The organism is Bradyrhizobium sp. th-b2, from assembly GCF_000426785.1.
Lineage (GTDB): Bacteria > Pseudomonadota > Alphaproteobacteria > Rhizobiales > Xanthobacteraceae > Bradyrhizobium > Bradyrhizobium septentrionale.
This window is the reverse complement of sequence record NZ_AUGA01000029.1, coordinates 1-24,245: the sequence shown is the minus strand read 5'-3', so window position 1 is coordinate 24,245 and position 24,245 is coordinate 1. Positions and strand designations below refer to the sequence as shown.

Here is a 24,245-nt window from a genome sequence, read left to right as displayed (position 1 = left end):
TGAAGGGCTTTGGGCGGGGACGCGACAGGAATCAGACAAGGCCCGGGACGGTGGGAGGAAAGAATGTTTCGTGGGCCTGTAAGCGTCGCACGCGCGTGCGGCGTCGGGATTGTTTTGTCATCGTTGTTGAGTGGCGGCGCACACGCGGCCGATCTCCTGACGAAAGCTCCGCCGCTGCCTTACGTTGATCCCGCCGATGATTTCTGGACACGGCCGTATTTGTTCGGGGATCTCGGCAGGACGAAGCTGAAGGAGCAGGGCATCTCGTTGGCCCTGACGCTGGGCGACGAGGCCGTGACCAACATATCGGGCGGCAACAAGAACACGGGGGCCAACGCCGGGCAGCTGTTCTTTCAGGCCAAGTTCGACATGGCGAAACTGGCCGGCATCCAGGGCGGCCTGGTCGGCCTCACGCTGGTCGACCGCTTCGGCCGCAATCTGAATGACGAGGCCGGCATTCCGGCCTTGCAGCTGACCAACGAAGTGTTCGGCCGCGGCAACATCCTGCGCCTGACCGAACTGTACTACTCGCAGAAGCTCTTCGATGATCGCCTCGAACTCAAGGGCGGCCGTCTTCCGGTCGGTTTCGATTTCTTCTTCGGCCTGTGCGAGTTCATCAACCTGACCTTCTGCGGCGGCCAGCCCGGCAACATCCAGGGCGGCTACATCTATAACTGGCCGGTGAGCCAATGGGCCGGTGTGGTCCACTACAACTTCGCCAAGGAATTCCAGCTCTCGGTCGGCGTTTACGACGCCAACCCGAACTATCTGACGACGTCGGATTCCGCGACCTACTTCCTGCCCGGTGTCCCCGGCTCGAGCCCGGCCTCCGGCGTGCTGGTGCCGGTCGAGTTGGTCTGGGCGCCGAGCGGTCCGTTGAGCGGGACCTGGCGGTTTGGCGGCTGGTATGACAGCGCATCGACGATCGATGGCGGCCTCCCGGGCATCATCGCGATCGTCCCGGGCACCAGCGGTGTCCCCGACCAGAATCTCGGCGATCAGCGCGGCCGCTACGGCGTCTATGAATCGATCCTGCAGCGGCTGACCGTTGAGGGTCCGAAGGCGCAGGGCTGGTACACGTTCCTCAATACGACCGTCGCCGATCACAGGACGTCGTATCAGGACTACCAGATCGCCTGGGGCTTCAGGCACACCGGAACGTTCGCCTCGCGTCCCGAGGACGAAGTCGGCTTCGCGGTGGGCACGACCCATGTGAACTCGGCGGCGCTCACCCTGAATGCCGGCGGCAACGAAGTGCCGATCGAAGCCTGGTACGGCTGGCAGGCGACCGGCTGGATGAACCTCAAATTCGACGCCCAGTATGTCATCCATCCCGGCGGACGCGGATACAACGCCGCCGGCGTGAAGACCGACAACGCCTGGGTTCTTGGTCTGCGCACCCTGGTCCACTTCTGATCCGGTGGCGGTCTGCCGGCATACCCGAGCGAGGCGAGCGATGCATAGCGCCTTCGTGCGCGCGATTGAGGGCTTACGTGCGAGGCTCGAGCCTCGCACAGAGATAGCGGACCGTTTTTGCGCCGCCGTCGATGGTGGTCCGGCCGACTTCCTCGAAGCCAAGCGAATGATGGAGTGCGTCTGATATCGGATTCGGCGGCTGGAGGTTGACCTCGCACACGACACGACGATGACCGCGATGCGCGGCCTGCCGGAAGACCTCGCGGTAGAGCTTGCGCGCCAGTCCGTGCCGCCGCCACGCCGCCCCAACGACGATTCGATCGACGTAGAGGAATTGGTCCATCCGGCCGCGGAACCAGCCGAAGTGAGTGCCGTCATAGTTGTCGCCGTGCTCGAACGCCAACAGCATCGCGGCGGCCGGCGGAACGAACAGCGCGATCGTTGCTGCATCGATCAATTGTTCGAACCTCGCGGCCGTGAGCAGGGACGTTTCACTGGCACTGGCGTTGTTCAGTCGCAACAACTCCTCGCGCCCGGAATGAGCATGCAGGTCTCTGATCTCGAACTGTTCGGATTGGGAATGCATGTCGGAAGGAGTCCGTCGGCAATGCATCGGAGTGGGTTACGGCTTCGCTCGACCCGCGCTGCGATGCAACTGGAGCATGGCTGTCAGACGTCGATCTTGAAGCCGAGGTCAATTTCGGACGCAGGCAAACCTCCGCGCAAGCCCCAATTGTCGGGTGGAATCTCGATCAGAATGGTCTTGATCTCATTCGCGGGCACTCCGAGGGCGGAGAGGTTCGCCACCACGGCGCTGTAGAGGGCTTTCTTGGCCTGCAGCGATCGTCCGGAAAACAGGAAAATCTCGATGCGTGTGTAGCGCTCCGATCGGCCCGCTGGAACGATCCGGGCGGCGTCATCGTAGAGGTCGAGCACGACATCGCGGTCGTAGTCAGGGATTTTCAGCGCCGCGAGCAGAGCGTCCTGGACGGCTCCAATCACCTGGGCCTCGATGCCGCGGGCCCAAATGCCGGTCGTGATCCGAGTGCTCGGCATGATACGTCCTGCTCTTGCTTGTCGGGTTGAGGGTGGGCGCGGCGCTGGCGCCTTGCCCACCCTCCATTATCGCTCACGCCATCGCGCGTTCGGGCAGCAGCTCGGCGATCTGCACCGCGTTCAGCGCGGCGCCCTTGAGCAGCTGATCGGCCGCGACGAACATCGAGATCGAGTGGCCGCTGGGGTCGCTGAGATCCTTGCGGATGCGGCCGACCAGCACGTCGTCCTGACCGGAGGCGTCGATCGGCATCGGGAAGTAGTTCTTGGCGCGATCGTCGACGATCTTGACGCCAGGCGCCTGCGCCATGATTGCGCGGACCTGGTCCTCGGTGATCGGCTTCTCGCATTCGAAGGTGATCGCCTCGCAATGCGCGCGCAGCACCGGCACCCGCACGCAGGTCACGCCGATCGCGATCTTGTCGTCCTCGAAGATCTTGCGGGTCTCCTTGATGACCTTGGTCTCTTCGTCGTTGTAGCCGGTCTCGGGGTCAACAGCCGTGTTGTGGTTGAACAGGTTGAAGGCGTAGGGGTGCGGCATCACCTTCGGCGTAAAGACCTGTCCGTTGAGACTGGCGCGGGTCGATTCGACGAGCTCCTCCATCGCAGCAGCACCGGCGCCGCTCGCGGCCTGATAGGTCGAGATGATCACGCGCTTGATGCGGTTCTTCTGGTGGATCGGCCACAGCGGCACCAGCGCTGTGATGGCGGCGCAGTTCGGGTTGGCGATAATGCCCTTGTGGTCGCGGATGCGGTTGGCGTTGATCTCGGGGATCACAAGCGGCACGTTCGTATCCATCCGGAACGCGGAGCAATTGTCGACCACGACCGCACCGGACTTCACCGCAAGCGGCGCGAACTTCTTCGAGATGCCGCTGCCGGCCGAGAACAGTGCGATGTCGACACCCTCGAAGGCGCGCTCGGTCAGCTCCTCGATCACGACCGGCTTGCCGCGGAAGGCGACGGTCTTGCCTGCCGAGCGGGCGCTCGCCAGCGCCTTCAGCTTGCCGACGCGGAAGCCGCGCTTGTCCATGGTGGAGATGAATTCGGCGCCGACTGCGCCGGTGACGCCGACAATCGCGACGACGGGATCGTTACTCACTTTGTCCTCCATTTGAGATGTGCTGCAGACAACAAAAAAGCCCCGGACCTTCATCAGGCGGGGCTTCGGGTAGAGATGATGCGGTTCGACCGACTACGCGCGCACGCCTCCCGAGGCCCCGGAGGGCTTGGTGGTTTTGGTGGTGCGTTTGGTCGCGGTGATCATGGTTCGGACTTATGCGGGAGAGATCGGTCCCGTCAACGGCTTTTGGGCGAAAATCTGGCAAGGCCCGCCTAGAGCATTTTCGGTTCTGATTGAATCAGAACCGAAGCTCTAGCTTCTTGTTTTGACGGGTTTTCTTCACGCGAACCGGTGTCCACTTCGCTCGAAAACGCTCTGGGCCCTTACCGCCGGCGCGCGCCGGGCGGCTCGAGGATCACCTCTTTCAGATCGCTGCCAGCGAGCACCACGATCACGAAATTCAGCTTGCCGCGCTCGCGCATCAAGCCGCCGCTGATCGCCTTTCCCGAGGTCGAGCGTTCGGCGACGCGTACCGCATCCGACAGACGGTGCCGGAGCGCCCTGAGCACGACGAGGTTGCCGCGGTCCTCGGCGCCCAGCGACGTCAGCGGCGAGGCGGCCTCGCCACCCACCACTTCACCGGTCGCAGCGTCGATGGCGTGGTGCCAGATGCGGTCCTGCTGCATGGTCTTGACCCGGTAGACCGCGGGAAGCGATGCGCCGTCAAAGCTGATGTCGGCGGTGATCGCACCGGAGTGCAGCGCTTCCGCAATCGCCATCGCCTTGCGCAGCGAGATCTGTGCGGCCTGGAAGCTGTCGAGTTCGCGGCGAACCGCATGCACGTCGAGCGCGTTGTCATTGTCACGCGGGGTGAGGGCCGCGGCAGCCGAACTCGTGATCGCATGGGCCGGCGCCGCGAAGGGCAGGGCCAGCAGCGCGGTTGCAAGCAGCCGCGTTCCCAATGCCAAATACCTCAGTGCGCGCAATCGTCCTGTCCTCATCGTCGAACCTGTATCGAACTTTGCGCGTTGCCCGCGCTTGCAGCGGCCGCGCGGGCCGAGAAAGGTGCGGCCGACCCCGGTTAGTCAGGGGTCGGCCGCCGAACGTTCAGGACGGAGCGATGGCGGCTGCCCCGTCGTCACGGTCGAAATTACAAGTCGGCGTCAAAACCCTTGGGGGCTGATCTGGATTCTGCGCCTCGTTGCAACTAAACAATACGGTTTCGTTCTGTTTCGTTCAAGGCTACTCGCAATCAAGATTGCTCACGATAACGTGCGAGACGATAGAACGATCCTGCTGACTCCGCTTAGCGGGCCGGCCGGCGGCGGCCGCCCTTATCCGCCTCCTTGGCGGCCTCGCGCAGCCGATCCTGCGGCCCGACGGCGCCGGCAAGGAACAGCCGGATCGAGACCTCCATCCGCGTCTCGGCGGTCTTCATGTCGATCGGGATCCCGAAGGTTGCCATCCGATGGGTGTGGCCGACCACCATGTTGAGGAAGGTCTCGGCCGCGATCGTGGTGTCCTCGAGGTCGAGGGCGCCCTTGTCGACCAGGTGGTCGAAGAAATCCGCCGTCGTGGACACGGCTTTCGACCAGCCTTCGTCGACGGCAAGCTTGGCGACCTCGGGGAAGTTGATCGCCTGCGCGGTCAGGATCCGGCTGAAGGCGATGGAGTCCGCGCTGCAATTCAGCACCAATAACTGGCGCCCGAGCTCGGTCAGCCGCTCCTCGACCAAACCCTCGCAATTGCCGTCGCCCTGCGCTTCGGCTGCCGCGGCGGCGAGCGGGGCAAGCCAGCGGGCAATTTCGCGCCGGAGCACCGCGGCGAAAAGGCCGCGCTTGTCGCCATACTGTCCATAGACGGTGGGCTTGCTGACGCGGGCGGCCTCGGCCACCGCGTCGATCGACGTCGCATCGAAGCCGCGCTCGAGGAACAGGCGGGTGGCGACCTCGATCAGCCGCTGGTCGCGCTCGATCGCGGCATCGCGGGTCGGCCGGCCGCCGCGTGACTTGATCACGCCGCGTTTGGCCGGCTGTTTGGCGCCCTTGGCCTTGGTTGCCGTCAATCCCATTGCCCATTCATCTCGTTGTGCGTCGGACGGGTCTGTCCGGTCTATAACCCGCGCGGTACGGATTCGTCCATTCGGTGGTACCGGGGGCGGGCCGCTCATGGCGGCGTCGCGGTCCAGGCGTGCCCCGCGGCGGCCTTCTCGTATCCGTACTGATAGAGCGCGCGCATATAGGCCGTATCGAAGCCTTGCGTCTCCGGCGCCGGATAATCGCGCTCGATATAGGACAAATGGAAGCCGAGGCGGTTGCGCCGGGCGAAATCATAGGTCGAGAGGATCACGGAGCGGGTTTGCGCCTGTGTGATCGCCGAAATGCTGCGGGAGGCGACGTCGATCGTCGAGTTCGACACCAGCTCGAAGTTTCCCTCGAGCTTCTTGTTGACCAGCATGTAAATGTTCATCCGGCCATTGGCCGGCCAGCTGCGCTCCCGGAACAGGAGTGCGTCCGGCAGCGTCAGCACAGGTGCGGTGACGCCGCCATCGACATGCATCTCCTGGAAGCGTTTTCCCTGGCCCTCGGCATCGATCATGATCGGCGGAAACACCAGCGGGATGCTGGCGGAGGCGGCCATCACGTCGCGAAACAGCTGCAACGCCTCGGGCGTGCCGACGGCGGCGATCCGCCCCATGTCCCAGATCACCGTGCGCTGGGTGTCGAGATCGGTGGTGACGATCAGGAGCTTTCGGCCCTTGGCGTTTTCGCGCGCCACCTCACTCAGGATGTCCTGGCCGACGTAGCGCGCTACCAGCTCGCGCAGCCGCTTGTTGCCGAACAGGCCGGAGCCGAACAGCACCCGCATCAGGCTCGGGTCCTGTAGCAGGCTCTCCGCGATGCCTGAGGTGTAGACCTCCTTCAGCGTGTCATCGTAGCGGGGGCCGAGGAACGCAAAGGGCGCAATGAGTCCGCCGGTGCTGACGCCGGAGACGACCGAGAAGGCCGGGCGATTGCCTGCCGCGGTCCAGCCGTTGAGGACACCCACGCCGTAGGCGCCGTCGGCACCGCCGCCGGAGAGGGCGAGATAGGTCTTGATCGGGGCGACGTCGCTCTTGTCGAGCCGGAATCTGGACGCCGGCTCGTCGGCGTAGCGGCGCAGCCCGTCGAGATCGAGCACCCGCGAATTGACGGCGTCGGCCGCCGTGTAGGGCGTCCGCGGCAGCGAGCTGCAGGCCGCCAGCGCGAAAGCCAGGCCACACAGCAGAGCGGCATGCCGGATCGCGCCGGCAGCCGTCGTGCGAGGGCTGATGCCCCGAGGCCGGGCGCTAGGGATTGAGACCATCTCTGCCAATCACGTCTCTGCGTGGATTGCGGCGCGGCGGGGAAGTCCGCTGCCCCATTATCGACATAAAACGATACGGTTTCGTTTTGTTTAATGTGGCGGCCGGCCCGAAGCAAGTATCGATCCGGCTGCCGGCGTTCACGAAGTCGGGCGAGAGGCGTTATCCGACGGGTTGATCGGGCGTCAGTGACACGCAATAAGCAGCCGCATGAATCTTCCCAATCAATTCGAGCTCTTGGCAACCGACGGCGCTGCCCGCACCGGGCGCCTGACCACGCCGCATGGCCTGGTGCGGACGCCCGCATTCATGCCGGTCGGCACCGCCGGCGCGATGAAGGGCATGCATTGGCGCGAGGTGCGCGATGCCGGCGCCGATATCGTGCTCGGCAACACCTATCATCTGATGCTGCGGCCGGGCGCTGAGCGGATCGCCGGGCTTGGCGGTCTGCAGCGCTTCACTGGCTGGGGCGGTCCGATGCTGACGGATTCCGGCGGCTTCCAGGTCATGTCGCTCTCGGAGCTGCGCAAGGTGACCGAGAAGGCCGTGACCTTCCGCTCGCATATCGACGGCGCCAAGGTCGAGCTGTCGCCGGAGCGCTCGATCGAGGTGCAACTTCTGCTCGGCTCCGATATCGCGATGCAGATGGACGAATGCGTGCGGCTGCCCGCCGAGCGCGCCGACATCGAGCGGGCGATGCAGCTGTCGCTGCGCTGGGCCGAACGCTCCAAGCGCGCGTTCGAGGCGGCGCCGGACGGCTACATGCTGTTCGGCATCGTGCAGGGTGGCGATGTCCCTGATCTCAGGCACGTCAGCGCGCGCGGGCTCACCGATACCGGCTTTCACGGCTACGCGATCGGCGGGCTGGCGGTCGGCGAGCCGCAATCGGTGATGTTGTCGATGATCGAGGAGACCGCGCCGGCGCTGCCGGCCGATCGGCCGCGCTATCTGATGGGCGTCGGCACGCCGGAGGACATTCTCGAGGCGGTGGCGCGCGGCATCGACATGTTCGACTGTGTGATGCCGACACGGAACGGACGCCACGGCATGGCGTTCACCCGCTTCGGCCAGATCAACCTGCGCAACGCCCGGCACGTCGACGATCCGCGCCCGCTGGATGAAGAGAGCCCGTGGCCGGCGGCACGTAGCACTTCGCGCGCCTATCTGCACCATCTGGTGCGTGCGGGCGAAACACTTGGGGCAATGCTGCTGTCCGAAATCAACGTCGCCTATTACCAGGAGCTGATGCAGGGCATCCGTGACGCGATCGCAAACGGCACGTTCGAGGCCTTCAGAACGAAAACGCGCGCCGGTTGGGCGCGCGGGGACATCGCTCCGAGGTGAGCTGCGTGATCAGTTGCACACGATCGGTTTGACGGTGTGCTTGGTGACGAACCCGTAACCGCAAGTGTCGCAGGTCCAGAGATAGCTGATCAAATTGTCTTGGAGGTACGCGGACGCTTCTGCCGCGATCATGGAGTCCGCACACACCGGACAGGTCGGCAAATCGCTGCCGCGCGGATCGGGCCTGGACGCTGCGGTCGACAGAACTTCAGCGAGAGCTGGCATGTGACCTCCTTTGCGTTCGGAGCTGTACCTGACGAAAGTATATAGACGCACTTGTTTGACCTTGTCGCAACACAAATGCGTAGGTTTTACGTTATTTGCGCAGGTTCTCATTTTTGCGATGCAACGAATTTGTGCCTCGGCGGTTTCTCACTTGCGCGTCATGATGCGCTGCTTCTAATGAGAGAAGACCGCATATTCCCAGCATATCCCGCAACAGGAGCCGCTTGATGGACGCGCCGTCGACAACGAGTGCAGTGCAACCCGGACGCGGCCGCGTCTTCGATTCCATCGTCGATGCGATCGGCTCGACCCCGATCGTACGCCTGCGCAGATTGCCGCAGGCGGGTGGCGTCCACGCGACGATCCTCGCCAAGCTGGAATACTTCAATCCGGCGGCCAGCGTGAAGGACCGCATCGGCGCGGCGATGATCGTGGCGATGGAGAAGGCGGGCATCATCAACGCCGACACCGTGCTGATCGAGCCGACCTCGGGCAATACCGGCATTGCGCTCGCCTATGTCGCCGCATCGCGCGGCTATCGGCTGAAGCTCGTGATGCCGGAATCGATGTCGATCGAGCGGCGCCGGATGCTGGCCTTCCTCGGCGCCGAGATCGTGCTCACGCCGGCCGCGCAGGGCATGAAGGGCTCGATCGCTGCCGCGGAAGAACTGGTGCGCACGACGCCCAACGCGGTGATGCCGCAACAGTTCAAGAATCTCGCCAATCCTGAAATCCATCGCCGCACCACCGCCGAGGAGATCTGGAATGATACCGGCGGCAACATCGACTATTTCGTCGCCGGCGTCGGCACCGGCGGCACCATCACCGGGGTCGGGCAGGTGCTGAAGCCGCGCAAGCCGTCATTGCGGATCGTCGCGGTTGAGCCGGAAGAGAGCCCGGTGCTGTCGGGCGGTCAGCACACCCCGCACAAGATCCAGGGCATCGGCGCGGGCTTCATCCCTGACATCCTCGACCGCTCGGTGATCGACGAGATCGTCAAGGTCAACAGCGCGACCGCGATCGAGACCTCGCGCGCGCTGGCGCGCAACGAAGGAATCCCCGGCGGCATTTCCTCGGGGGCCGCGATCGCGGCCGCCTTGCAGATCGGCAAGCGGCCGGAGGCTGCGGGCAAGACCATCCTGGCGATTGTGCCGTCGTTCTCGGAGCGCTATCTCTCGACGGCGTTGTTTGAAGGAATTTGAGACACAGGAATCCAGGATATGGCCGATCAGCCGAGGCGACCGCGAACCCTGAACGATGCCCGCAGCGAGGCCGAGGCGGCGTTCAAGCGCGCCACCACCAAGGTCGCGGACGCGGTGCCAAAGACTGTCGCCGTCCCCGGCGTCCGCGAGCAGGTCACGCTGCGGATCGATCAGGACGTGCTGCAATATTTCCAGGAGGGCGGCCCCGGCTGGCAGGACCGCATCAACGCGGCGCTGCGCAAGGCCGCCGGGAAGTAGCGCACTTCCAAAACAAGCAAGCCCGGGATGATCCCCGGGCTTGTTGCTATGCGGCGACCTGCGCGGCGGGCCGCGAGTGTCACCGTGCGCGCGCCAGCGCCGCTGCGCCCGGCTTCAGGTTCAGGAGGTTGCCGGCCAGGATCATGGCCGCGCCGAGCACCGTGTAGGCATCGAGCTGCTCGGCGTAGATCAGCCAGCCGACGATCGCGGTCAGCGGCACGCGAATGAAATCCATCGGGATCACCACGGTTGCGTCGGCGTGGAGCAGGGCGCGCGCCATGCAGTAATGCGAGAACGTGCCGCAGAACGCGATCGCGACGAGCCAGCCCCAGGTCGAGAGCGGCGGCCAGATCCACACATAGAGCGCGGGCCCGATGCTCGCGAGCGATTGCACCACCAGCATCCAGAACAGGATCGCCAGCGTTTGTTCGGTCCGCGTCAACGACTTGACCACCACGACCGAGATCCCGAAGCCGACGGCCGCGGCGAGCGCGATCAGCTGGCCCGGATTGATCGCGCCGGTCGCCGGCCGCACGATGACGAACACGCCGACCAGGCCAAGCACGATCGCGACGATCTTCCAGGATGTCATCCGTTCGCCGAGAAAGCTCGCCGCGAGGATCGCGGTCCAGATCGGCATCGTGAACTCGATCGCGACCACCTGGCCGATCGGGATCAATGTCAGCGCATAGAACCAGCCGAGCTGCGCGCAGAAATGAACCAGGTTGCGCGCGATGTGGATGTGCACGCGTGCCGTCTTCACGATCGCGAATCCGCCGTTCATGTGGATCAGCGGATAGAGCATCACGAAGCCGAGCACGCCGCGAACCGCCATCAGCTGGAACACGTTGACCTCGCGCGTCGCCTCGCGGCCGGCCACCGCCACAATCAGCATGAGCGCGAGCCAACCGGACATCCACAGCGCTGCGCCGGTTTTTGAGGGTGTGCGATCCATGACGGGAAACGAGGTGAGGGGTACCCGGTATCGGCGAGCCGATACGAATTTGCAACGTGCAATTCTGCCGGCGTGGTGATGTGTCGACCATGTGATCTCTGCTAAGCAGGTCGGGAATAATCACATCAGGAGGATCTGCTCATGCGTGTCTTGCAACCGGCCGAATGGTCGAAACCCCGCGGCTTCTCGCACGGTGTCGCGTTCGACGCTCCGGGCAAATGGATCGTGCTGGCGGGGCAGACCGGCGGCGACGAAAAGGGCGACTACGTACCCGAGATGGCAGCCCAGGTCGGCACGGCGCTGAAGCGCATCGTCAAGCTGTTGAACGAAGCCGGCGCCGGTCCCGAGCACATCGTCCGCCTGACCTGGTACCTGACCAGCCGCATCGAATACGAGGCCGCGGGCACCGGCATCGGCGCGGCGTGGAAGGAGACGCTCGGGCGCAATTTCCCGCCCTCCACGCTGCTCTACATCGACGGGCTGGTCGATCTGCGCGCCAAGGTCGAGATCGAGGTCACGGCGTTCGTGCCGGCCGCCTAGCAACGCCGAGACGCGTGCGACGTCATTGTTGCGCGGCCAGCAAAAAGCCCTCGGGGGTGACCCGAGGGCTTTTCTCGTCGGCGGAGCGATCGATTACTTCGACAGCGTGATGCTGGCGCCGCGGAACTGGCTGTCGGGCCTGATGGTGACGGACTGCTTGTTGCCGGAGGTGCGCATCGAGATGTCGGCGTTGAAGCCGGGAGCGCTGGCAACGACCTGGAAGTTGCCGCCACCGCCGCGACCTCGCAGGTCGCCGCTGACATTGCGGCTGGTCTCGCTCCACGAGCCGCTGACGGCGCTGCCTTGCGCCTGCACGTCGGCAGCCAGGTTGAACTTGTAGGCGTCGCTGGCGCAGGTGAGGCTCATGGTCATGTTCGGGCCGCCGACACGGTAGGTCGCGCGGCAGCGAATCCGCTCGCTGGAGCCGTCGTCCAGCGTGACCGAGCCGCCGCCCGACCAGGTGCCCGCCATGCCGGCGAACGGGCTGGACTGGGCATGGCCCGCGGTGCTGGCCAATGCGGTCACGAAAAACGCGGCGGCTGCAAATGCTGGCCGCCGCGCGATGGCGAAGAACCTTGATACGCTGGTGATCTTACTGACGGGACGCTTCCCATCGGCCGCTGCACGGTACGCCAGCTGATGCCCCATTCCACTTCCCCGATCCGGAGTTGCCACTGAGTTGACCGTTCGCATATGCACCATTGATCGAGACTCGCACAAGTCCCCCACTGCCCACGGTGCCGGAGATCGCCGCACCCTGCGCCGAGATCTTTCCTTCGACGACATTCACCGTCGAACTGGACGACGGCTCGCAGCTGCCGGTCTTGGTGACGACTGTGACGCTCCAGAGGCCGTCATAGGGCTGCTGCGCGGACACGGGAGCAGCGGTGAGGGCGGCAGCCGAGGCGACCGAAGTGACCAAAATCAGGTCGCGAATGCGGATCGAACGCATGAATCAAATCCCTGTAATTTCGTGTGATGACGCGGCTTATCCTGTCACAATGTGTTCAAAATTTGCTGCGTCGCGAGAGGCCCCAAATGTTCCTGTGAACTCAAACACATCATGGTGAATCTGGTTCCGGATCAGGAACGAGAAATTTGCCTCCGCGCTTCACGGAATCAGGTATTTAAGTACCTTATTTCGGCTTAGTGTTTGGTACCGCTGAGGTTTGGCGCCTTGGTTGCAAACTGCTCATCCTGCGGCTTGGCCGGCAGCGAGCCGTTGACCTTGCCGTAGTCGATGACCTCGGCGAGCAGACGCAGACCGAGCGGCGCCAGCGCGCGCTCCCAAAGCTCGCGGGCGGTCTCGCCCTTTTTGACGAACACCCAGTCCTGCGCCGCGATTGCGCCCGCGTCCATGCGGTCGGCGAGGTGATAGATGCTGCCGCCGGCGATCGGATCGCCTTCCTTGATGGTCCACTCCACCGCAGCGATGCCGCGGTGTCGGGGCAGCAGCGATGGGTGGTACCCGACGCCGCCAAGCTTGGCCACGGCAAGCGCCTCCTTGCTGACGCGGGCGTGGCTGTGGGCGGTCACGATCAGGTCGGTGCCCGGGGCGATCTCGGCGGCCGTCACCAGCTTGGGGTCGGCCTGAACGACGACCTCGATGCCGGCCGCCCGAGCCGCTGCCGCAAGCCGGTCCTCGCCGTCATGGACGACCACCCTGACGAGCGTGACGTGATGCTCGCGCAGCATGTTCAGGGTCGTCACGCCGAAATGGCGGGAACCGACAAGGGTAATGCGCATGGGATGAATTCCGTGGGGGTTATTCTGGGTCTATTCGGGCTGCCGCTATGCCGATAGCACACCGCGGCGGCCTGTTTTGCTGTCCTGCCCGTTATCAACAAGCCGGCCGGGTGGCAATCTCAGGCCGCCGGCTGCTTGCTCACCAGAACCTTGTCGATGCGCCGGCCGTCGAGGTCGACGATCTCGAATTCCCAGCCCTGCGCCGTGGTTTTGGCTCCGACATCGGGGATCGCGCCGAATTCATGCAGCAGGAAGCCGGCCGCGGTCTGGTAGGGGCGCGGAGAGGGCAGCGCGATGCCGAGCAGTTCGCTGAATTCGAGCGCGGGCATCCAGCCCGAGATCAGATAGGAGCCGTCGTCGCGCCTGACATAAGCGGGCTCGGCCGGACCTTCCTCGGTATGGAAGGCGCCGACGATTGCCTCAAGGATATCGGCGCTGGTGACGACGCCCTGGAAGGTGCCGTACTCGTCGTGCACGAGGCCGATATGCACCGCGGAGTCGCGCAGGATCGCGACCACGTCGCGGGCGTCCACCGTTTCCGGGATGATCGGCGCGTCGCGCGTCAGCGCGCGGATGTCGGGCGCCTGGCCCGCGAGGTAGACGTCGAGCACGTCCTTGGCCTGCACGATGCCGAGCGCATGATCGCGGTTGCCGTCGAACACCACGCAGCGCGAGTGGCTGCTCTTCTGCAGCGTCGCGAGGATCTCCGCTGCGGGAGCGGCGAGGTCGATGAGGCTGACTTCGTGGCGCGGCGTCATCACGGCGCCGACCGGCAGATCGCCGAGCCGCATCACGCCGGCGATCATCTCCTTTTCGCCGGGCTCGAGCACGCCGGCGTTCTCGGCTTCCACCACCAGTGTCTTGATCTCGTCCTCGCTGACGCGGTCCTGCGCATCCTCGCGATGGCCGAGCAGCCAGAGCAACGCCTTGCCGGAGCGGTCGAGGAGCCACACCACCGGCAGCGACAGTTTTGCCATCACCGTCATGGCCGGCGCAGCCTTGACCGCGATCGACTCCGGATCGCGCAGCGCGATCTGCTTCGGCACCAGCTCGCCTATGATCAGCGAGGCATAGGTGATCGCGCCGACGACGATGCCGACACCGGCGGCGTCGGCGACGTTTGCCGGCAGTCCGAGCTCGAACAGCCATTGCGAGAGGCGCTGGCCGAGCGTTGCGCCCGAGAAGGCGCCCGACAGCACGCCGATCAGCGTGATGCCGATCTGCACGGTGGAGAGGAATCTTCCGGGATTGGAGGCCAGCGCAAGCGCACGGCGCGAACCGCTGACGCCGCGTTCAACCAGCGCCGCGAGGCGCGCCGGACGGGAGGAGACGATGGCGAGTTCCGACATTGCCAACAGACCGTTGACGACGATCAAGACCGCCACGATCGCAAGTTCCAGATATAACACGGGAGTCCCTGAGCTTGGGCGGCGTCGGCCGCTGCACGACGCCCTATATAGGCATACCGGCGCGGCTTTGCTGTGCCCTGTCGGACGTCCCTGCACAAGCAGAGCGTGCGTATGGCGCGCATGCAGCAGGAGATCGCGGCATTTTGGCGCGCGGGCTGTTGTGGCGATCGGAGGCGCGGTTCGTGGATGCCCTCATCACGGCGTCAAACTCTAGGCGAGTATCCGCAGCTCCGGCTTGGCGAACTTTCTGGCAGGCGATGCAGGCTGTCTCGGCGCTCGTTCGGCAGCCTGTAACTGCGTGCGCAAATCGGCACTGCACTGCTTCATCTGGTTGCGCAATTCGCGGCGCGAGAAGGCGGTGAGCGAGGGGTCCGCAAGCTGCTGCCAGGCCTTGCGCAGCCATTCCTGCAGCTCGCGAATATTCCGATCCAGAATCTTCTGATCCAAAATCTTCTGATCCAAGACGTCGGGCTGGGTCATGCCGCCAAATCCCACGAAGTGATCAGTTGCAAAGTAACGCTGATTCGCGCCGTTTCACCTAACGGTATGTTGCGCGGGTGAGCTTGAGGCGGCGAGATCTGCACGGGCAGGCGTGCTGATATCCGCGTCAGCTGGCGTTGCCGGATCCTGTGCGCAGGAAATCCACCACGATAGGCAGCGCGAGGACGAGCGCTGCCAGCACCGAGAGATGACGCGTCTGCGCGGTGGAGAGGCCGAGATCGTATTGAGCAAGATAGGCAAGCATGATCGCTGCGTAGGCAGCAACGCAGACGGCCACAACGATACTCACGAAATCGGTCTTGCTCTGCATGGCGACACCGCGTTGTTGCCGACGCGGTGTAGCGCGGCTCAGCCTTGGCCAACTATGAGCCGGTTCACGGGCGCGGCGCACGCCGTGCCAACGAGCTCCGCGGATCGCTGCGGTCAACCGCCGGCAACGTTGCTCACGCGTACCGCAACAGGGAATCCGCGCCGTCGCGCGGGCGATGGAGAATTCTGGCGCGCTGTGGCGACCTGACCTGCCGCCAGCAGGCTTAGCGAGGAGCGTTACCTTGAACGTTGCCTTGGCTTCCACGCGGAAGCTTGACCGGGATGTGGGGCGACGTGCTCACCACACGCGGGCTTCCGTCGGAATGGGTCTGGCCGTTAAGCAACGTCTCGAGCAACAGAATGAATTTCTCGGCAAGCATGGGCGTAGCCCTCGTCGTCCAATTCCTGTAAGTCGCGGCGTCCTCTCGAAAATTCGATCAACAAAATGCGAGCCGCAGCCGTCTTGGCAATGCTGCGCCGCGAGCCCGTCCATGTGCAATCCGGGAGACTACCGGCGTCCGCCGGCTCAGGTCGCGCGCTGTTGCTGCGAGAAGGCGGGTCTGGATCCCTCGCAGCCAGCAACCGCGGGGCCATGAGCCAAACCCTCGAAGCGCCAAAGCGTCGTCAGCGATACCGTGCCACAGCGCTCGCAGCGAAGCGGTGTGTCGCCATGCAAATATCGTCCGCGCCTGAACAGTTGAGGCGACGCGATTTCCTTGCAACTCGGGCAAGCCAACGCCAGCTTGCTCGTCTTCCAGCGTCGAATTAATCGAAACACCGTACCCTCAGCGTTTCCGAGACGTCCGATGGCTGCAATTTAGCAATCGACACCCCTGCGTGGAAAGGTGCTGAACGTCACAGCTGCGGGTTTTGTAGCATCCGGCCCACGGGGCCTTTGCCGAGAATCGGGACGGAATGGTTGCCAAATCCCTACCGGCGGGCCACCCAGCGCGTGATCTCATCACACCGTTCCTTCAAGGATGTACGCTAGCGATAGCGACCATGGATCGGCAGCAAGATATTGATGAGGGTATCGTACCGGCGCTGCGCCGCAGCTACGGGCGGGTGGCCTGGTGGATTGTGCGACTCAATCGCGTGTTCGAGCCGTCGCGCGCCGCCGAGCCGTCACGGACCGAGGTGCCGTCGCGCGCGTCCGTCCCGCCACGGTGGCCGGTCCCGCCGCGCCCGGAATAGTCACCACCAGAATACCGGCACCCCCTGTATCGGCCGCTCGGTCGGGCTGCTATGCATGCGCCATCCGCGGACTTACGGTCCGCCGTTTTTGACGATGCAGCCGCGCGGCGGCGCAAGCGACGGGAAGGACTGACACAATGATCGAGACGGTTGGCATCATCGGCGCCGGAACCATGGGCAACGGCATCGCGCAGATCTGCGCGGCGGCGGGGCTTGCTGTCACCATGGTGGATATCTCCGACGCGGCGGTGCAGCGCGGCCTGAAGACGGTCGGGACCAGCCTCGATCGCCTGGTCGCCAAGGAGAAGATGACAGCGGCCGATCGCGACGCGACGCTTGGGCGCATCAACGCGACCACCGACAAGTCGAAGCTTGCCGCCTGCGATCTCGTGATCGAAGCGGCGACCGAGAACGAGGAGCTGAAGATCAAGATCCTGAAGGATCTCTGCGCCGGGCTGAAGCCGAGCGCGCTGGTTGCGACCAACACCTCGTCGATCTCGATCACCCGCCTGGCGGCCTCCACCGATCGTCCTGATCGCTTCATCGGGATGCACTTCTTCAATCCGGTCCCGGTGATGGCGCTGCTCGAATTGATCCGGGGCTTGCAGACCTCCGATGACACCGTCGCCAAGGCCGAAGCCTTCGCCAAGCGCATCGGCAAGGTCGCGATCACGGCGAAGAACAGCCCGGGCTTTGCGGTCAACCGCATCCTGTGCCCGATGATCAACGAGGCGATCTTCGCGCTGCAGGAAGGCATTGCGACGGCCGAGGAGATCGATGCCGGCATGAAGCTCGGCTGCAACCATCCGATCGGCCCGCTCGCGCTTGCCGACCTGATCGGGCTCGACACCATGCTGTCGGTGATGGAGGTGTTTTACACCGGCTTCAACGACCCCAAATACCGGCCGGCGCCGCTGCTGAAGGAGATGGTCGATGCCGGCCATCTCGGCCGCAAGACCGGGCAGGGGTTCTACAGCTACAGCAAGTAAGGCTGCGCCGCGCGGCGAACACCGTAGTCATCCGGGATGGATCGCGCCTGTGACCTGACGTACACGCAGACCTCTGATCCGCCACGTGAGGCGGGGGACATCAGACACGAGGCCCGGGCTCCTAGGCACACCGGGCCTCGTGTTTTTTGTGGGGTCCTGAACTCAGTTCGCGGAGGCGACCGGCGTGATGCTGGTTTCTTCGGGATCGGCGCCGAACAGGCCGACGAGTTACTTTTTAATAGTCCGGCATCCTTTCCTTGAGCGTGGCGCGCGTGTAGGGCTCGTGCCCGGAATCCTTGCCGGCCAGGAAGATGCTAGCGGTCACCGCGAAGAACTCCAGCTGGTTCTTCAACGCGTAGGCCTCCTTGGCGAACAGCTCCTTTGACTTGGCCTGGCCGAGGAAGCTCTTGATGCCCTTGTTCTCATGGCCATTCGGCATCAGCCGGCCCTGTTCACGCTGAAAAGGGCCTTGAACCTTCCTTACAACTCTTGCTCACAGCTTCTTGAGGCGGCGACCGGAAACCTCGCACATCTCGCCGGCGTACCTACATCAGTAGCTGGGTGCCGATTGAGGAAGGAAGCAGGATCATGCGCAGGACGAATTGGGCAATTCTGGCGTTTGCGGCGCTCGGAACGAGCTGGATTGTCGGCTCCGCATCGCCGGCGGTCGCCGATCCCTATGATTATCCGTGGTGCATCCAGGGCAGGCAGGAGGGGTATCCCGGCTATTGCGGGTACCAGACCTACCAGCAATGCCAGGCGGCGGCGTCTGGCCGCAATGCCTATTGCGGCGTCAACCCGCGCGTTGCGTTCAGCCAGCAGCGGATGGCGCCGCGGGCGATCCGCTGAGCGGCCGTCGGCCGTGCGACCATCAGGCACGATGATTGCATTGCCAATAGTCAGACAGTTACCCCCTTGGAGGGCAGACCCTCTTGGAGAGCAAATGGGCGAGATCATCAGGTTTATCTCGAAGTCTGAACGGGAGCGCGCGCGTCTGATCCGCGAGGCCCGGGCGAACTACGAGCGCATCTTTCCATCGGCCGGTTCGACCGACGTGGAAGGCGCGGCGGACGAGGGCGACGCAGGCGGGGCCTCGTCGAAGTCGTAGCGTGCCGGTCTTGCACCCGAGGCTTGCACCCGAGAGACGGCTGACGCCGCAATGTGGAAACGAATCTGGCAGACTTGGACGATCGACAGGCCGGCCGCGTTTGGCGATTGGCTCTGGCAGGTTCTGGTCGTGGAGCTCGCTGCCTTGCTCGACCGGCTGACGCTGCGCAAGCTGATTGCGCTGATCCCGGTCGTCATCTTGATCGGCGCCTATTGGCATCGGATTCCGCTTCCTCCCGAGTTGATGCTGGTTGGCGATGTGCTGGCCTATATCGACATTTTCTCGATGATCTTCCTGATCGGCTTCTTCACGCGCGCGGCGACCGTGCTGGCCGTCGTCCGCCAGGCGATCGATTCTATCAACTGGATGCTGCGGCGTGTGCCGACGGCGCTGCGCAGGCTCGATATCCGTCACCGTCGCGCAAGCGACACCACCGCCGCAAGCGGTCCACGCGCGCGAGCAACGACGAGGAGGACGCCGCTGTCATACCCGGTCTTGCCTGGGCCTAATCCGGGGCGACGTGCGGTGAAGACCGCGAGTGCTCCGCTATCGCGGCTGCCCGGCCTGCTCATCGCCGTCGTCAGCCAGCAGCCGGGCCGGGCTGCGCGCGGAGGCGCCGTCCTGGTTACGCCGGTGCGAACTGGAGAGATCGGTCGCGCCCTGCCGGGATCGATGAAATGCGAGACCCATCTGGAAGCTCCAGACACCGAACAGCACGGCACCTGCCACACAGGCGGCCACGAAGGCCCAATCGCGCTTCTTCATCTGCTTCAACAACGCCAAATCGATGCCGCGCCGGCCGCGGCCCGCTCCAGCGAAATCTCTCGCAACGATGCCTGCAAAGCAAGACTCCGGCAGTCTGAAACGATCAAACGCGCTTGCCGATGCTCACTCCAGCGCCGGTCACGGAGCGGTGATTATCAAATCATGCATCCAGAAACACTCGGACCAGCTAGTCCGGCCCCCGCAACAATCTTGCCAAACTTTCACTAGGTCGCGGGCGCAGTGAGTTCGACAATGCGGAACCTAATCGGACGAATCGCAATGACCGAACTTGAGGAGCTTCGATACTTCGAGCATCAGTGCCTGGAGATGGCGAAGCAATCCACGCTGCCGGACGCGCGTCGTGCGCTCCAGATCCTGGCGCGCAACTACGCCACCGCGGCCGAGGTCCTCGAACGGCGCGCACAATCTGCCAACACCGCGCTCGCGCAATTGTTTCGATGCCTGAGACTGTGACGAGGGGAGGCACCGGCATGGCCGGAGGTCGTGCGGATGATCCTGGTATCGGAGGTGACAGTCGCTGCGGTCCTACCTCCGCGCGGTCGCATAGAGATCAGTTCCGAACAGCCGGCCTTCGGTCTGAATTCGCCAGTCGCGCGGAATGAGGCCGACAATCGGATGATCCGGCACATTGGTGCGACGGATCGTGTGCTCCTTGAATGCGTTCAGCATGCGCGAGAATGCGGCCTTTGAGGCAAGCACGACTTCCGGCGCGATCCGTCCGTCAGGGGCGGCATCGAAGTCGGCCGGCCGTGCTTGTCGAGGGCGAGCGGCTCGTCACTCCCGGCGGCAACCGACCTGACATAGTGCAAGGTCTCGGCGGGGTGTTTCAGCCGGCGCAGATGGCTGGTCGCGCTGTAGACCATGATGATTGCCGTTCCGCCGGGGCGAAGGACCCGGTGCACCTCTGAAATCGCTTTTTTCAGGTCTCCGGTATGATGAAGACAGCCGATCGTCACGACGTGGTCGAAGTTGCCTTCAGGGAACGGAATATCGAGGGCTGAGCCCTGGATCGCTTGCCCCGGCAAGCCCGCCAGCGCAAGTCGATGGCGCAACCAGTTGACGGGACCGGCCGCAATGTCGAGGCCGGTCAATTGCGCGCCCGCGGCCGCAACGGCCTGCGACACCGAACCGTAACCAAGGCCGATCTCGAGAACGGACTTTCCCGCCAGTTGATCGAACGGGATGAAGCGCCGCAGATAGGGATAATACTGGAAAAACCATCGGTCGAAGTTGCCGATCGAAACCGCGTCGGAACCTTCATAACCATAGAGTTTCGCCGCCTTCGTCCCGCAGACGTGCTGCGACGCGCTCGGTCATCGATATTCGAACGAGCGTGAAGGCTTCTGGCATCGGTTCGAGTCCGGTAGGGAGCGCCATTTCACCGGCGCGTAGCCGAGTTCGCCAAGGCATCGGATTTTGACTCCGACATTCCGCAGGTTCGAGTCCTGCCGCACCGGCCATCTTCCCGATATAGCTCAGCGGTAGAACGGCGGCCTCATAAGTCGTGCCGGTCGGCGGTTCGATTCCGCCTGTCGGGACCAAGTTCTCCGCCTTCGTCTAGTGGTCAAGGCACTGGGTTGTGGACCCGGGGACGCTCGGTTCGATTCCGACAGGCGGGACCAATTCGCAACGCGCCGCAAGGAGAGACGTCGCCGTTGCACCGGCAAGCTTTCATTAACCCGACTCACACAAGGTTCGTTCCAGGCCGTCTGGATGGGCCGCTTGCAGAAGGCCGCCACGCGTAGCAGCGTGGCGGCTTTTTGCGTCTAACAGCGTTACAGGAGACGACCGATGGACTACGGCGCCTTCACCGACGCCAGCTTGAAGATGATGTATGAGGCCGTCCGCGGCGCGCTCGCGGCCGACGATGAGTTCGAGGCCTACGGCGAAGAGCCAAAATTCCGGGTCCGCTCGACGCCCGAGTGGAAACGGCATGCCGGCAGTCTTGAGGCCGAGATGCTAAAGCGCGGGCTGCTGGTCGATATCATCGACTGGACGGGCGGTCAGGGCGAGCTTCCGCTGACCGACGCCTGAAGTCAGGCCGCAGAAGGTGTGTCGCGCCCGCAACGCCCCAAGAGTTCCGTTGGGCGTTGGGGCTTTTCGGACTTCACTGTGTGGCAATTTCCCGATCTAATAATGGCGGACCTGAGGCGAATATTTTTACTACCAAGGCGTTCATTTTAGGTCAGGTTCAGGAGGCCGCTGTCCAGCGCCAGCGGCCTCTTCGTATTGCTTGAGTGATTGTGCTTCATTGATTGCAAAGAGATTGTCCGATGCCCCTGCAGGTGTGGACCGTTGTCGCATCGATCGGCTGGACCGCCGTCGTGGGCGCGATGCTGCTCTATATGATTTTGGGACCGAGCTGACGGGATCGAGACGTTCAAGTTTTGAGACGTTCAAGTCTTGGCGGCAGCCGATATGGCTGTCCGATTCAATTTGCAGAACAGCTGACGGGGCAGAGGCGGCCTCAATTCAGCTTCGTCCGATCGAGCAGCTCAGACTCAAGACAGACGGGAACAGGGACGATGATGGCGTAGCGCCGGCTGCCATCGATTGCCAGCCTGATCCGGCCGACGCTTGAGCGCCAGACGGGATCAACCGTGCCAACGAGCCGCGCGCAGCAGCGCGAGCGAATTCTCGTGATGCGGAGTTCTCACGTTCCAGGTTCCCGAGACGCGAACCCTGCGCCACTGACAAATTGCCGCACTCGGCGAGTTCCGCAGCATCGTCTCGTACTTAATGTCAAGCCTGTGGCCGGGGACTACCTCTAAATCTCCCGCCTAAATTGTCTTTTTCATTGTTCAATCAATCCCTGCATATTGAGTTGGGAGATTTTTCGTTGCCGCTCCAATCCGCCTTAACGGCCTCGATTGGATTTCCGTCACCTGATCAGTTCGACCCGCAACCTGAGCACAGCAGCTTTTCGCTGCTGTACGGCGTTCGCATTCGTGAGCGCTCGAGCGGTTCGTTCTGGTTCGGTGATTGGCACACCGGTTCTTCCGGTGACCTCAGAATTCTGCCGACTGCTCGCATTGCGCAGCCACTATTGATGACGGAAGGGGAATTTTACCATGGCAACATTTACAGGCACGTCAGGTCCAGACACCCTGACCGGAACCCCCAACGGTTCGAACACAGATGACACGCTGCTGGGGCTCGACGGCAATGACACGCTGATCGGCGGCGATGGCGCCGACTCCCTTGATGGAGGCAACGGATTTGACTTTGCATCCTACAGCGACTCCGGCACCGGAGTTGTGGCAAGCCTGCTGCACCCGGGCAACAACACGGGCTTTGCGGCGGGGGACACCTACACTTCGATCGAAGGGCTGATCGGCAGCAACTTCAACGACACTCTTGAAGGCGACGGAACCGGCTCGTTCCTGCGGGGCGGACTGGGAGCTGACTCGATCCGCGGCGATTTAGGCCGCGACTACGCCGACTACGCGAATTCGGCCGCCGGAGTTACAGTCAATCTTGCAGACCCGACACAGAACACCGGAGAAGCGGCCGGCGACACATATTTCGACATCAGCAACCTCAGTGGGTCGGCGTTCGACGACACGCTGATCGGCGATGCCAACAGCAATTTCCTGCGTGGCGGCCTTGGCGCCGACTCCCTCGATGGCGGAGCAGGTTTCGACTACGCCGATTACGCCAATTCGTCGGCCGGCCTCGTCGTCGATCTCGCAGACCCGACACAGAACACCGGTGAAGCCGCCGGAGACACATTCACCTCGATTGAAGCCATCCAGGGAAGTGCCTTTAACGATACCCTGATCGGCGACGCAAACAGCAATAACTTGCGTGGCGGTGCCGGTGCCGACTCGCTTGATGGCGGCGGAGGCACTGACTACGCAGACTACGGCAACGCTGCAACGGCAGTCGTTGCAAATCTCGGAAATCCGGGCAGCAACACCGGCGATGCTGCTGGTGACAGCTATACCTCGATCGAAGGCATCATCGGCTCGGACTTCGGTGACACGCTGACGGGCGATGCAGGAAATAACAATCTGCGCGGCGGTCTCGGCGCCGACGCGTTGGACGGCGGAGCCGGTAACGACGTTGCGGAATATATCACATCCAGCACTGGCCTGCTTGTGAGCCTCGCAAATCCGGCCTTGAACACGGGCGAGGCGGCCGGAGACACGTACATCTCGATTGAGGGGCTGAGAGGGTCAGACTTCAACGATACCTTGATCGGTGATGCCGGGGACAACCTGCTGGACGGCGCAGGCGGGGCAGATTCGCTCGTCGGCGGCTTGGGCAATGACATCTATATTCTCAATGACCCCGGCGATGTCATTACCGAGAACCTGGGAGAGGGCACCGACACTGCGGTTGTCACAGGCAACTTCAACTACACGCTCGCTGCCAACGTCGAGAACCTTACGATAGAGACTTCTGCGAATGTTTCGGGCACCGGCAACGCGCTCGCAAATGTCATCACGGGCGGCACGGGCGACAATGTGTTGGACGGCGGGCTTGGTGCCGACACGATGGCCGGCGGCCTCGGCAACGACACCTATTTCGTCGACAATGCCGGCGACGTCGTGACCGAGAACCCCGGCGAGGGCACCGACACCGTTCACAGCACGATCGACTATACCCTGACCGCGAACGTCGAGAATCTGATCCTGGACGGCACCGGCAATCTCGCCGGCACCGGCAACGGGCTCGCGAATGTCATCACGGGCAATTCCGGCAACAACACGCTGGACGGCGGAATTGGCGCCGACACGATGGCCGGTGGGCTCGGCAACGACACCTACTTCGTCGACAATGCCGGCGATGTGGTGACCGA

29 protein-coding genes and 3 tRNA genes are annotated in these 24,245 nt (G+C 63.6%); 15 read left to right on the top strand and 17 right to left on the bottom strand.

Annotated elements, in window-relative coordinates; genetic code table 11:
• Positions 1 to 63: 63 nt before the first annotated feature.
• Positions 64 to 1,416 carry a carbohydrate porin gene (locus K359_RS0130100; protein WP_029082636.1) on the top strand — a complete coding sequence of 451 codons (1,353 nt, stop codon included), beginning with the start codon at positions 64 to 66 and terminating at the stop codon, positions 1,414 to 1,416.
• A gap of 73 nt (positions 1,417 to 1,489) precedes the next feature.
• On the opposite strand, the gene K359_RS0130095 is transcribed toward K359_RS0130100, so the two are convergent.
• The 6 genes from K359_RS0130095 to K359_RS0130070 form a co-directional block, all read right to left on the bottom strand.
• Positions 1,490 to 2,002 carry a GNAT family N-acetyltransferase gene (locus tag K359_RS0130095; protein WP_029082635.1) on the bottom strand — a complete coding sequence of 171 codons (513 nt, stop codon included), beginning with the start codon at positions 2,000 to 2,002 and terminating at the stop codon, positions 1,490 to 1,492.
• An 83-nt stretch (positions 2,003 to 2,085) separates the two neighbouring features.
• Entirely contained in the window at positions 2,086 to 2,472 is a 387-nt protein-coding gene (locus tag K359_RS0130090) for a tautomerase family protein (protein WP_029082634.1), read from the bottom strand.
• A gap of 73 nt (positions 2,473 to 2,545) precedes the next feature.
• The gene (locus K359_RS0130085; RefSeq protein ID WP_029082633.1) at positions 2,546 to 3,583 is read right to left on the bottom strand and encodes an aspartate-semialdehyde dehydrogenase; all 1,038 of its coding nucleotides are present in this window, start codon (positions 3,581 to 3,583) and stop codon (positions 2,546 to 2,548) included.
• Positions 3,584 to 3,915: 332 nt separating this feature from the next.
• Positions 3,916 to 4,518: a PepSY domain-containing protein gene (locus K359_RS0130080; protein ID WP_245284770.1), complete on the bottom strand. Its 603-nt coding sequence runs from the start codon at positions 4,516 to 4,518 to the stop codon at positions 3,916 to 3,918.
• Between the two features lie 320 nt (positions 4,519 to 4,838).
• The gene (locus tag K359_RS0130075; RefSeq protein ID WP_029082631.1) at positions 4,839 to 5,603 is read right to left on the bottom strand and encodes a TetR/AcrR family transcriptional regulator; all 765 of its coding nucleotides are present in this window, start codon (positions 5,601 to 5,603) and stop codon (positions 4,839 to 4,841) included.
• A 95-nt stretch (positions 5,604 to 5,698) separates the two neighbouring features.
• On the bottom strand, positions 5,699 to 6,877 hold the full coding sequence (locus K359_RS0130070) for a patatin-like phospholipase family protein (protein ID WP_245284769.1): 1,179 nt from the start codon (positions 6,875 to 6,877) through the stop codon (positions 5,699 to 5,701).
• Positions 6,878 to 7,085: 208 nt separating this feature from the next.
• Here K359_RS0130070 and tgt point away from each other — a divergent pair, with 208 nt between their 5' ends.
• Positions 7,086 to 8,219 carry a tRNA guanosine(34) transglycosylase Tgt gene (gene tgt / locus K359_RS0130065; protein WP_029082629.1) on the top strand — a complete coding sequence of 378 codons (1,134 nt, stop codon included), beginning with the start codon at positions 7,086 to 7,088 and terminating at the stop codon, positions 8,217 to 8,219.
• 9 nt (positions 8,220 to 8,228) lie between these two features.
• Here the strand turns inward: tgt and K359_RS0130060 are convergent, their stop codons facing one another.
• Positions 8,229 to 8,444: a hypothetical protein gene (locus K359_RS0130060; RefSeq protein ID WP_029082628.1), complete on the bottom strand. Its 216-nt coding sequence runs from the start codon at positions 8,442 to 8,444 to the stop codon at positions 8,229 to 8,231.
• Between the two features lie 227 nt (positions 8,445 to 8,671).
• Here K359_RS0130060 and cysK point away from each other — a divergent pair, with 227 nt between their 5' ends.
• Both cysK and K359_RS0130050 read left to right on the top strand, forming a co-directional pair.
• The gene (cysK, locus tag K359_RS0130055; protein ID WP_029082627.1) at positions 8,672 to 9,646 is read left to right on the top strand and encodes a cysteine synthase A; all 975 of its coding nucleotides are present in this window, start codon (positions 8,672 to 8,674) and stop codon (positions 9,644 to 9,646) included.
• An 18-nt stretch (positions 9,647 to 9,664) separates the two neighbouring features.
• The gene (locus K359_RS0130050) at positions 9,665 to 9,904 is read left to right on the top strand and encodes a BrnA antitoxin family protein (RefSeq protein ID WP_029082626.1); all 240 of its coding nucleotides are present in this window, start codon (positions 9,665 to 9,667) and stop codon (positions 9,902 to 9,904) included.
• Between the two features lie 79 nt (positions 9,905 to 9,983).
• On the opposite strand, the gene K359_RS0130045 is transcribed toward K359_RS0130050, so the two are convergent.
• Positions 9,984 to 10,859, bottom strand: coding sequence for a DMT family transporter (locus tag K359_RS0130045; RefSeq protein ID WP_029082625.1), 876 nt, complete (start codon positions 10,857 to 10,859; stop codon positions 9,984 to 9,986).
• Between the two features lie 141 nt (positions 10,860 to 11,000).
• Here K359_RS0130045 and K359_RS0130040 point away from each other — a divergent pair, with 141 nt between their 5' ends.
• Positions 11,001 to 11,399, top strand: coding sequence for a RidA family protein (locus tag K359_RS0130040; protein ID WP_029082624.1), 399 nt, complete (start codon positions 11,001 to 11,003; stop codon positions 11,397 to 11,399).
• 93 nt (positions 11,400 to 11,492) lie between these two features.
• Here K359_RS0130040 and K359_RS0130035 read toward each other — a convergent pair whose 3' ends face one another.
• The 6 genes from K359_RS0130035 to K359_RS0130010 all read right to left on the bottom strand — a co-directional run bounded on the left by K359_RS0130035 (position 11,493) and on the right by K359_RS0130010 (position 15,365).
• On the bottom strand, positions 11,493 to 11,870 hold the full coding sequence (locus K359_RS0130035) for a hypothetical protein (RefSeq protein ID WP_156928737.1): 378 nt from the start codon (positions 11,868 to 11,870) through the stop codon (positions 11,493 to 11,495).
• A gap of 121 nt (positions 11,871 to 11,991) precedes the next feature.
• Positions 11,992 to 12,351 carry a hypothetical protein gene (locus K359_RS59230; RefSeq protein ID WP_084518554.1) on the bottom strand — a complete coding sequence of 120 codons (360 nt, stop codon included), beginning with the start codon at positions 12,349 to 12,351 and terminating at the stop codon, positions 11,992 to 11,994.
• A 194-nt stretch (positions 12,352 to 12,545) separates the two neighbouring features.
• Positions 12,546 to 13,145 carry a formyltransferase family protein gene (locus K359_RS0130025; protein WP_029082622.1) on the bottom strand — a complete coding sequence of 200 codons (600 nt, stop codon included), beginning with the start codon at positions 13,143 to 13,145 and terminating at the stop codon, positions 12,546 to 12,548.
• Positions 13,146 to 13,264: 119 nt separating this feature from the next.
• Positions 13,265 to 14,554 (bottom strand): hemolysin family protein, encoded by a 1,290-nt coding sequence (locus K359_RS0130020; protein WP_029082621.1) that lies wholly within the window; start codon positions 14,552 to 14,554, stop codon positions 13,265 to 13,267.
• A gap of 210 nt (positions 14,555 to 14,764) precedes the next feature.
• The gene (locus K359_RS0130015; protein WP_029082620.1) at positions 14,765 to 15,034 is read right to left on the bottom strand and encodes a hypothetical protein; all 270 of its coding nucleotides are present in this window, start codon (positions 15,032 to 15,034) and stop codon (positions 14,765 to 14,767) included.
• A gap of 127 nt (positions 15,035 to 15,161) precedes the next feature.
• Entirely contained in the window at positions 15,162 to 15,365 is a 204-nt protein-coding gene (locus K359_RS0130010; protein ID WP_029082619.1) for a hypothetical protein, read from the bottom strand.
• Positions 15,366 to 16,695: 1,330 nt separating this feature from the next.
• On the opposite strand from K359_RS0130010, the gene K359_RS0130000 reads away from it, so the two are divergent.
• Positions 16,696 to 17,547 (top strand): 3-hydroxybutyryl-CoA dehydrogenase, encoded by an 852-nt coding sequence (locus tag K359_RS0130000; RefSeq protein ID WP_029082617.1) that lies wholly within the window; start codon positions 16,696 to 16,698, stop codon positions 17,545 to 17,547.
• A gap of 235 nt (positions 17,548 to 17,782) precedes the next feature.
• Here the strand turns inward: K359_RS0130000 and K359_RS0129995 are convergent, their stop codons facing one another.
• A complete protein-coding gene (locus K359_RS0129995; protein ID WP_029082616.1) occupies positions 17,783 to 17,986 on the bottom strand; it encodes a hypothetical protein in 204 nt (67 codons plus the stop codon).
• Between the two features lie 149 nt (positions 17,987 to 18,135).
• On the opposite strand from K359_RS0129995, the gene K359_RS0129990 reads away from it, so the two are divergent.
• The 4 genes from K359_RS0129990 to K359_RS0129975 all read left to right on the top strand — a co-directional run bounded on the left by K359_RS0129990 (position 18,136) and on the right by K359_RS0129975 (position 19,894).
• The gene (locus K359_RS0129990) at positions 18,136 to 18,396 is read left to right on the top strand and encodes a DUF3551 domain-containing protein (protein WP_035977372.1); all 261 of its coding nucleotides are present in this window, start codon (positions 18,136 to 18,138) and stop codon (positions 18,394 to 18,396) included.
• Positions 18,397 to 18,490: 94 nt separating this feature from the next.
• Entirely contained in the window at positions 18,491 to 18,655 is a 165-nt protein-coding gene (locus tag K359_RS61695; RefSeq protein WP_156928730.1) for a hypothetical protein, read from the top strand.
• A gap of 51 nt (positions 18,656 to 18,706) precedes the next feature.
• On the top strand, positions 18,707 to 19,648 hold the full coding sequence (locus K359_RS64710; protein WP_245284768.1) for a hypothetical protein: 942 nt from the start codon (positions 18,707 to 18,709) through the stop codon (positions 19,646 to 19,648).
• A gap of 51 nt (positions 19,649 to 19,699) precedes the next feature.
• Positions 19,700 to 19,894: a hypothetical protein gene (locus K359_RS0129975; RefSeq protein WP_029082614.1), complete on the top strand. Its 195-nt coding sequence runs from the start codon at positions 19,700 to 19,702 to the stop codon at positions 19,892 to 19,894.
• 72 nt (positions 19,895 to 19,966) lie between these two features.
• On the opposite strand, the gene K359_RS61690 is transcribed toward K359_RS0129975, so the two are convergent.
• Positions 19,967 to 20,110 carry a hypothetical protein gene (locus tag K359_RS61690; RefSeq protein WP_156928728.1) on the bottom strand — a complete coding sequence of 48 codons (144 nt, stop codon included), beginning with the start codon at positions 20,108 to 20,110 and terminating at the stop codon, positions 19,967 to 19,969.
• Complete coding sequence (locus K359_RS57430) at positions 20,104 to 20,625, bottom strand: class I SAM-dependent methyltransferase (protein WP_371261201.1); 522 nt, start codon at positions 20,623 to 20,625, stop codon at positions 20,104 to 20,106. Before K359_RS57430 ends, K359_RS61690 begins: the two co-directional genes overlap by 7 nt.
• Positions 20,626 to 20,823: 198 nt before the next feature.
• Here K359_RS57430 and K359_RS0129960 point away from each other — a divergent pair.
• The 5 genes from K359_RS0129960 to K359_RS0129935 all read left to right on the top strand — a co-directional run.
• A tRNA-Gln gene (locus K359_RS0129960) sits at positions 20,824 to 20,901 on the top strand.
• A 4-nt stretch (positions 20,902 to 20,905) separates the two neighbouring features.
• Positions 20,906 to 20,982, top strand: a tRNA-Met gene (locus K359_RS0129955).
• A gap of 5 nt (positions 20,983 to 20,987) precedes the next feature.
• Positions 20,988 to 21,063: transfer RNA gene (locus tag K359_RS0129950), tRNA-His, on the top strand.
• A gap of 169 nt (positions 21,064 to 21,232) precedes the next feature.
• Positions 21,233 to 21,475 carry a hypothetical protein gene (locus K359_RS0129945; RefSeq protein ID WP_029082613.1) on the top strand — a complete coding sequence of 81 codons (243 nt, stop codon included), beginning with the start codon at positions 21,233 to 21,235 and terminating at the stop codon, positions 21,473 to 21,475.
• A gap of 1,037 nt (positions 21,476 to 22,512) precedes the next feature.
• Positions 22,513 to 24,245 (top strand): calcium-binding protein (locus K359_RS0129935; protein ID WP_029082612.1); only part of this gene is annotated, 1,733 nt, incomplete at its 3' end.

Bases quoted from the DNA above. Each gene is read 5' to 3' on its own strand.
- K359_RS0130100 (WP_029082636.1), top strand. From the start codon at position 64: ATGTTTCGTGGGCCTGTAAGCGTCGCACGCGCGTGCGGCGTCGGGATT.
- K359_RS0130095 (WP_029082635.1), bottom strand. From the start codon at position 2,002: ATGCATTCCCAATCCGAACAGTTCGAGATCAGAGACCTGCATGCTCAT.
- K359_RS0130090 (WP_029082634.1), bottom strand. From the start codon at position 2,472: ATGCCGAGCACTCGGATCACGACCGGCATTTGGGCCCGCGGCATCGAG.
- K359_RS0130085 (WP_029082633.1), bottom strand. From the start codon at position 3,583: ATGGAGGACAAAGTGAGTAACGATCCCGTCGTCGCGATTGTCGGCGTC.
- K359_RS0130075 (WP_029082631.1), bottom strand. From the start codon at position 5,603: ATGGGATTGACGGCAACCAAGGCCAAGGGCGCCAAACAGCCGGCCAAA.
- K359_RS0130070 (WP_245284769.1), bottom strand. From the start codon at position 6,877: ATGGTCTCAATCCCTAGCGCCCGGCCTCGGGGCATCAGCCCTCGCACG.
- tgt (WP_029082629.1), top strand. From the start codon at position 7,086: ATGAATCTTCCCAATCAATTCGAGCTCTTGGCAACCGACGGCGCTGCC.
- K359_RS0130060 (WP_029082628.1), bottom strand. From the start codon at position 8,444: ATGCCAGCTCTCGCTGAAGTTCTGTCGACCGCAGCGTCCAGGCCCGAT.
- cysK (WP_029082627.1), top strand. From the start codon at position 8,672: ATGGACGCGCCGTCGACAACGAGTGCAGTGCAACCCGGACGCGGCCGC.
- K359_RS0130050 (WP_029082626.1), top strand. From the start codon at position 9,665: ATGGCCGATCAGCCGAGGCGACCGCGAACCCTGAACGATGCCCGCAGC.
- K359_RS0130045 (WP_029082625.1), bottom strand. From the start codon at position 10,859: ATGGATCGCACACCCTCAAAAACCGGCGCAGCGCTGTGGATGTCCGGT.
- K359_RS0130040 (WP_029082624.1), top strand. From the start codon at position 11,001: ATGCGTGTCTTGCAACCGGCCGAATGGTCGAAACCCCGCGGCTTCTCG.
- K359_RS0130035 (WP_156928737.1), bottom strand. From the start codon at position 11,870: ATGGCGGGCACCTGGTCGGGCGGCGGCTCGGTCACGCTGGACGACGGC.
- K359_RS59230 (WP_084518554.1), bottom strand. From the start codon at position 12,351: ATGCGTTCGATCCGCATTCGCGACCTGATTTTGGTCACTTCGGTCGCC.
- K359_RS0130025 (WP_029082622.1), bottom strand. From the start codon at position 13,145: ATGCGCATTACCCTTGTCGGTTCCCGCCATTTCGGCGTGACGACCCTG.
- K359_RS0130015 (WP_029082620.1), bottom strand. From the start codon at position 15,034: ATGACCCAGCCCGACGTCTTGGATCAGAAGATTTTGGATCAGAAGATT.
- K359_RS0130010 (WP_029082619.1), bottom strand. From the start codon at position 15,365: ATGCAGAGCAAGACCGATTTCGTGAGTATCGTTGTGGCCGTCTGCGTT.
- K359_RS0130000 (WP_029082617.1), top strand. From the start codon at position 16,696: ATGATCGAGACGGTTGGCATCATCGGCGCCGGAACCATGGGCAACGGC.
- K359_RS0129995 (WP_029082616.1), bottom strand. From the start codon at position 17,986: ATGCCGAATGGCCATGAGAACAAGGGCATCAAGAGCTTCCTCGGCCAG.
- K359_RS0129990 (WP_035977372.1), top strand. From the start codon at position 18,136: ATGCGCAGGACGAATTGGGCAATTCTGGCGTTTGCGGCGCTCGGAACG.
- K359_RS61695 (WP_156928730.1), top strand. From the start codon at position 18,491: ATGGGCGAGATCATCAGGTTTATCTCGAAGTCTGAACGGGAGCGCGCG.
- K359_RS64710 (WP_245284768.1), top strand. From the start codon at position 18,707: ATGTGGAAACGAATCTGGCAGACTTGGACGATCGACAGGCCGGCCGCG.
- K359_RS0129975 (WP_029082614.1), top strand. From the start codon at position 19,700: ATGACCGAACTTGAGGAGCTTCGATACTTCGAGCATCAGTGCCTGGAG.
- K359_RS61690 (WP_156928728.1), bottom strand. From the start codon at position 20,110: ATGCTGAACGCATTCAAGGAGCACACGATCCGTCGCACCAATGTGCCG.
- K359_RS0129945 (WP_029082613.1), top strand. From the start codon at position 21,233: ATGGACTACGGCGCCTTCACCGACGCCAGCTTGAAGATGATGTATGAG.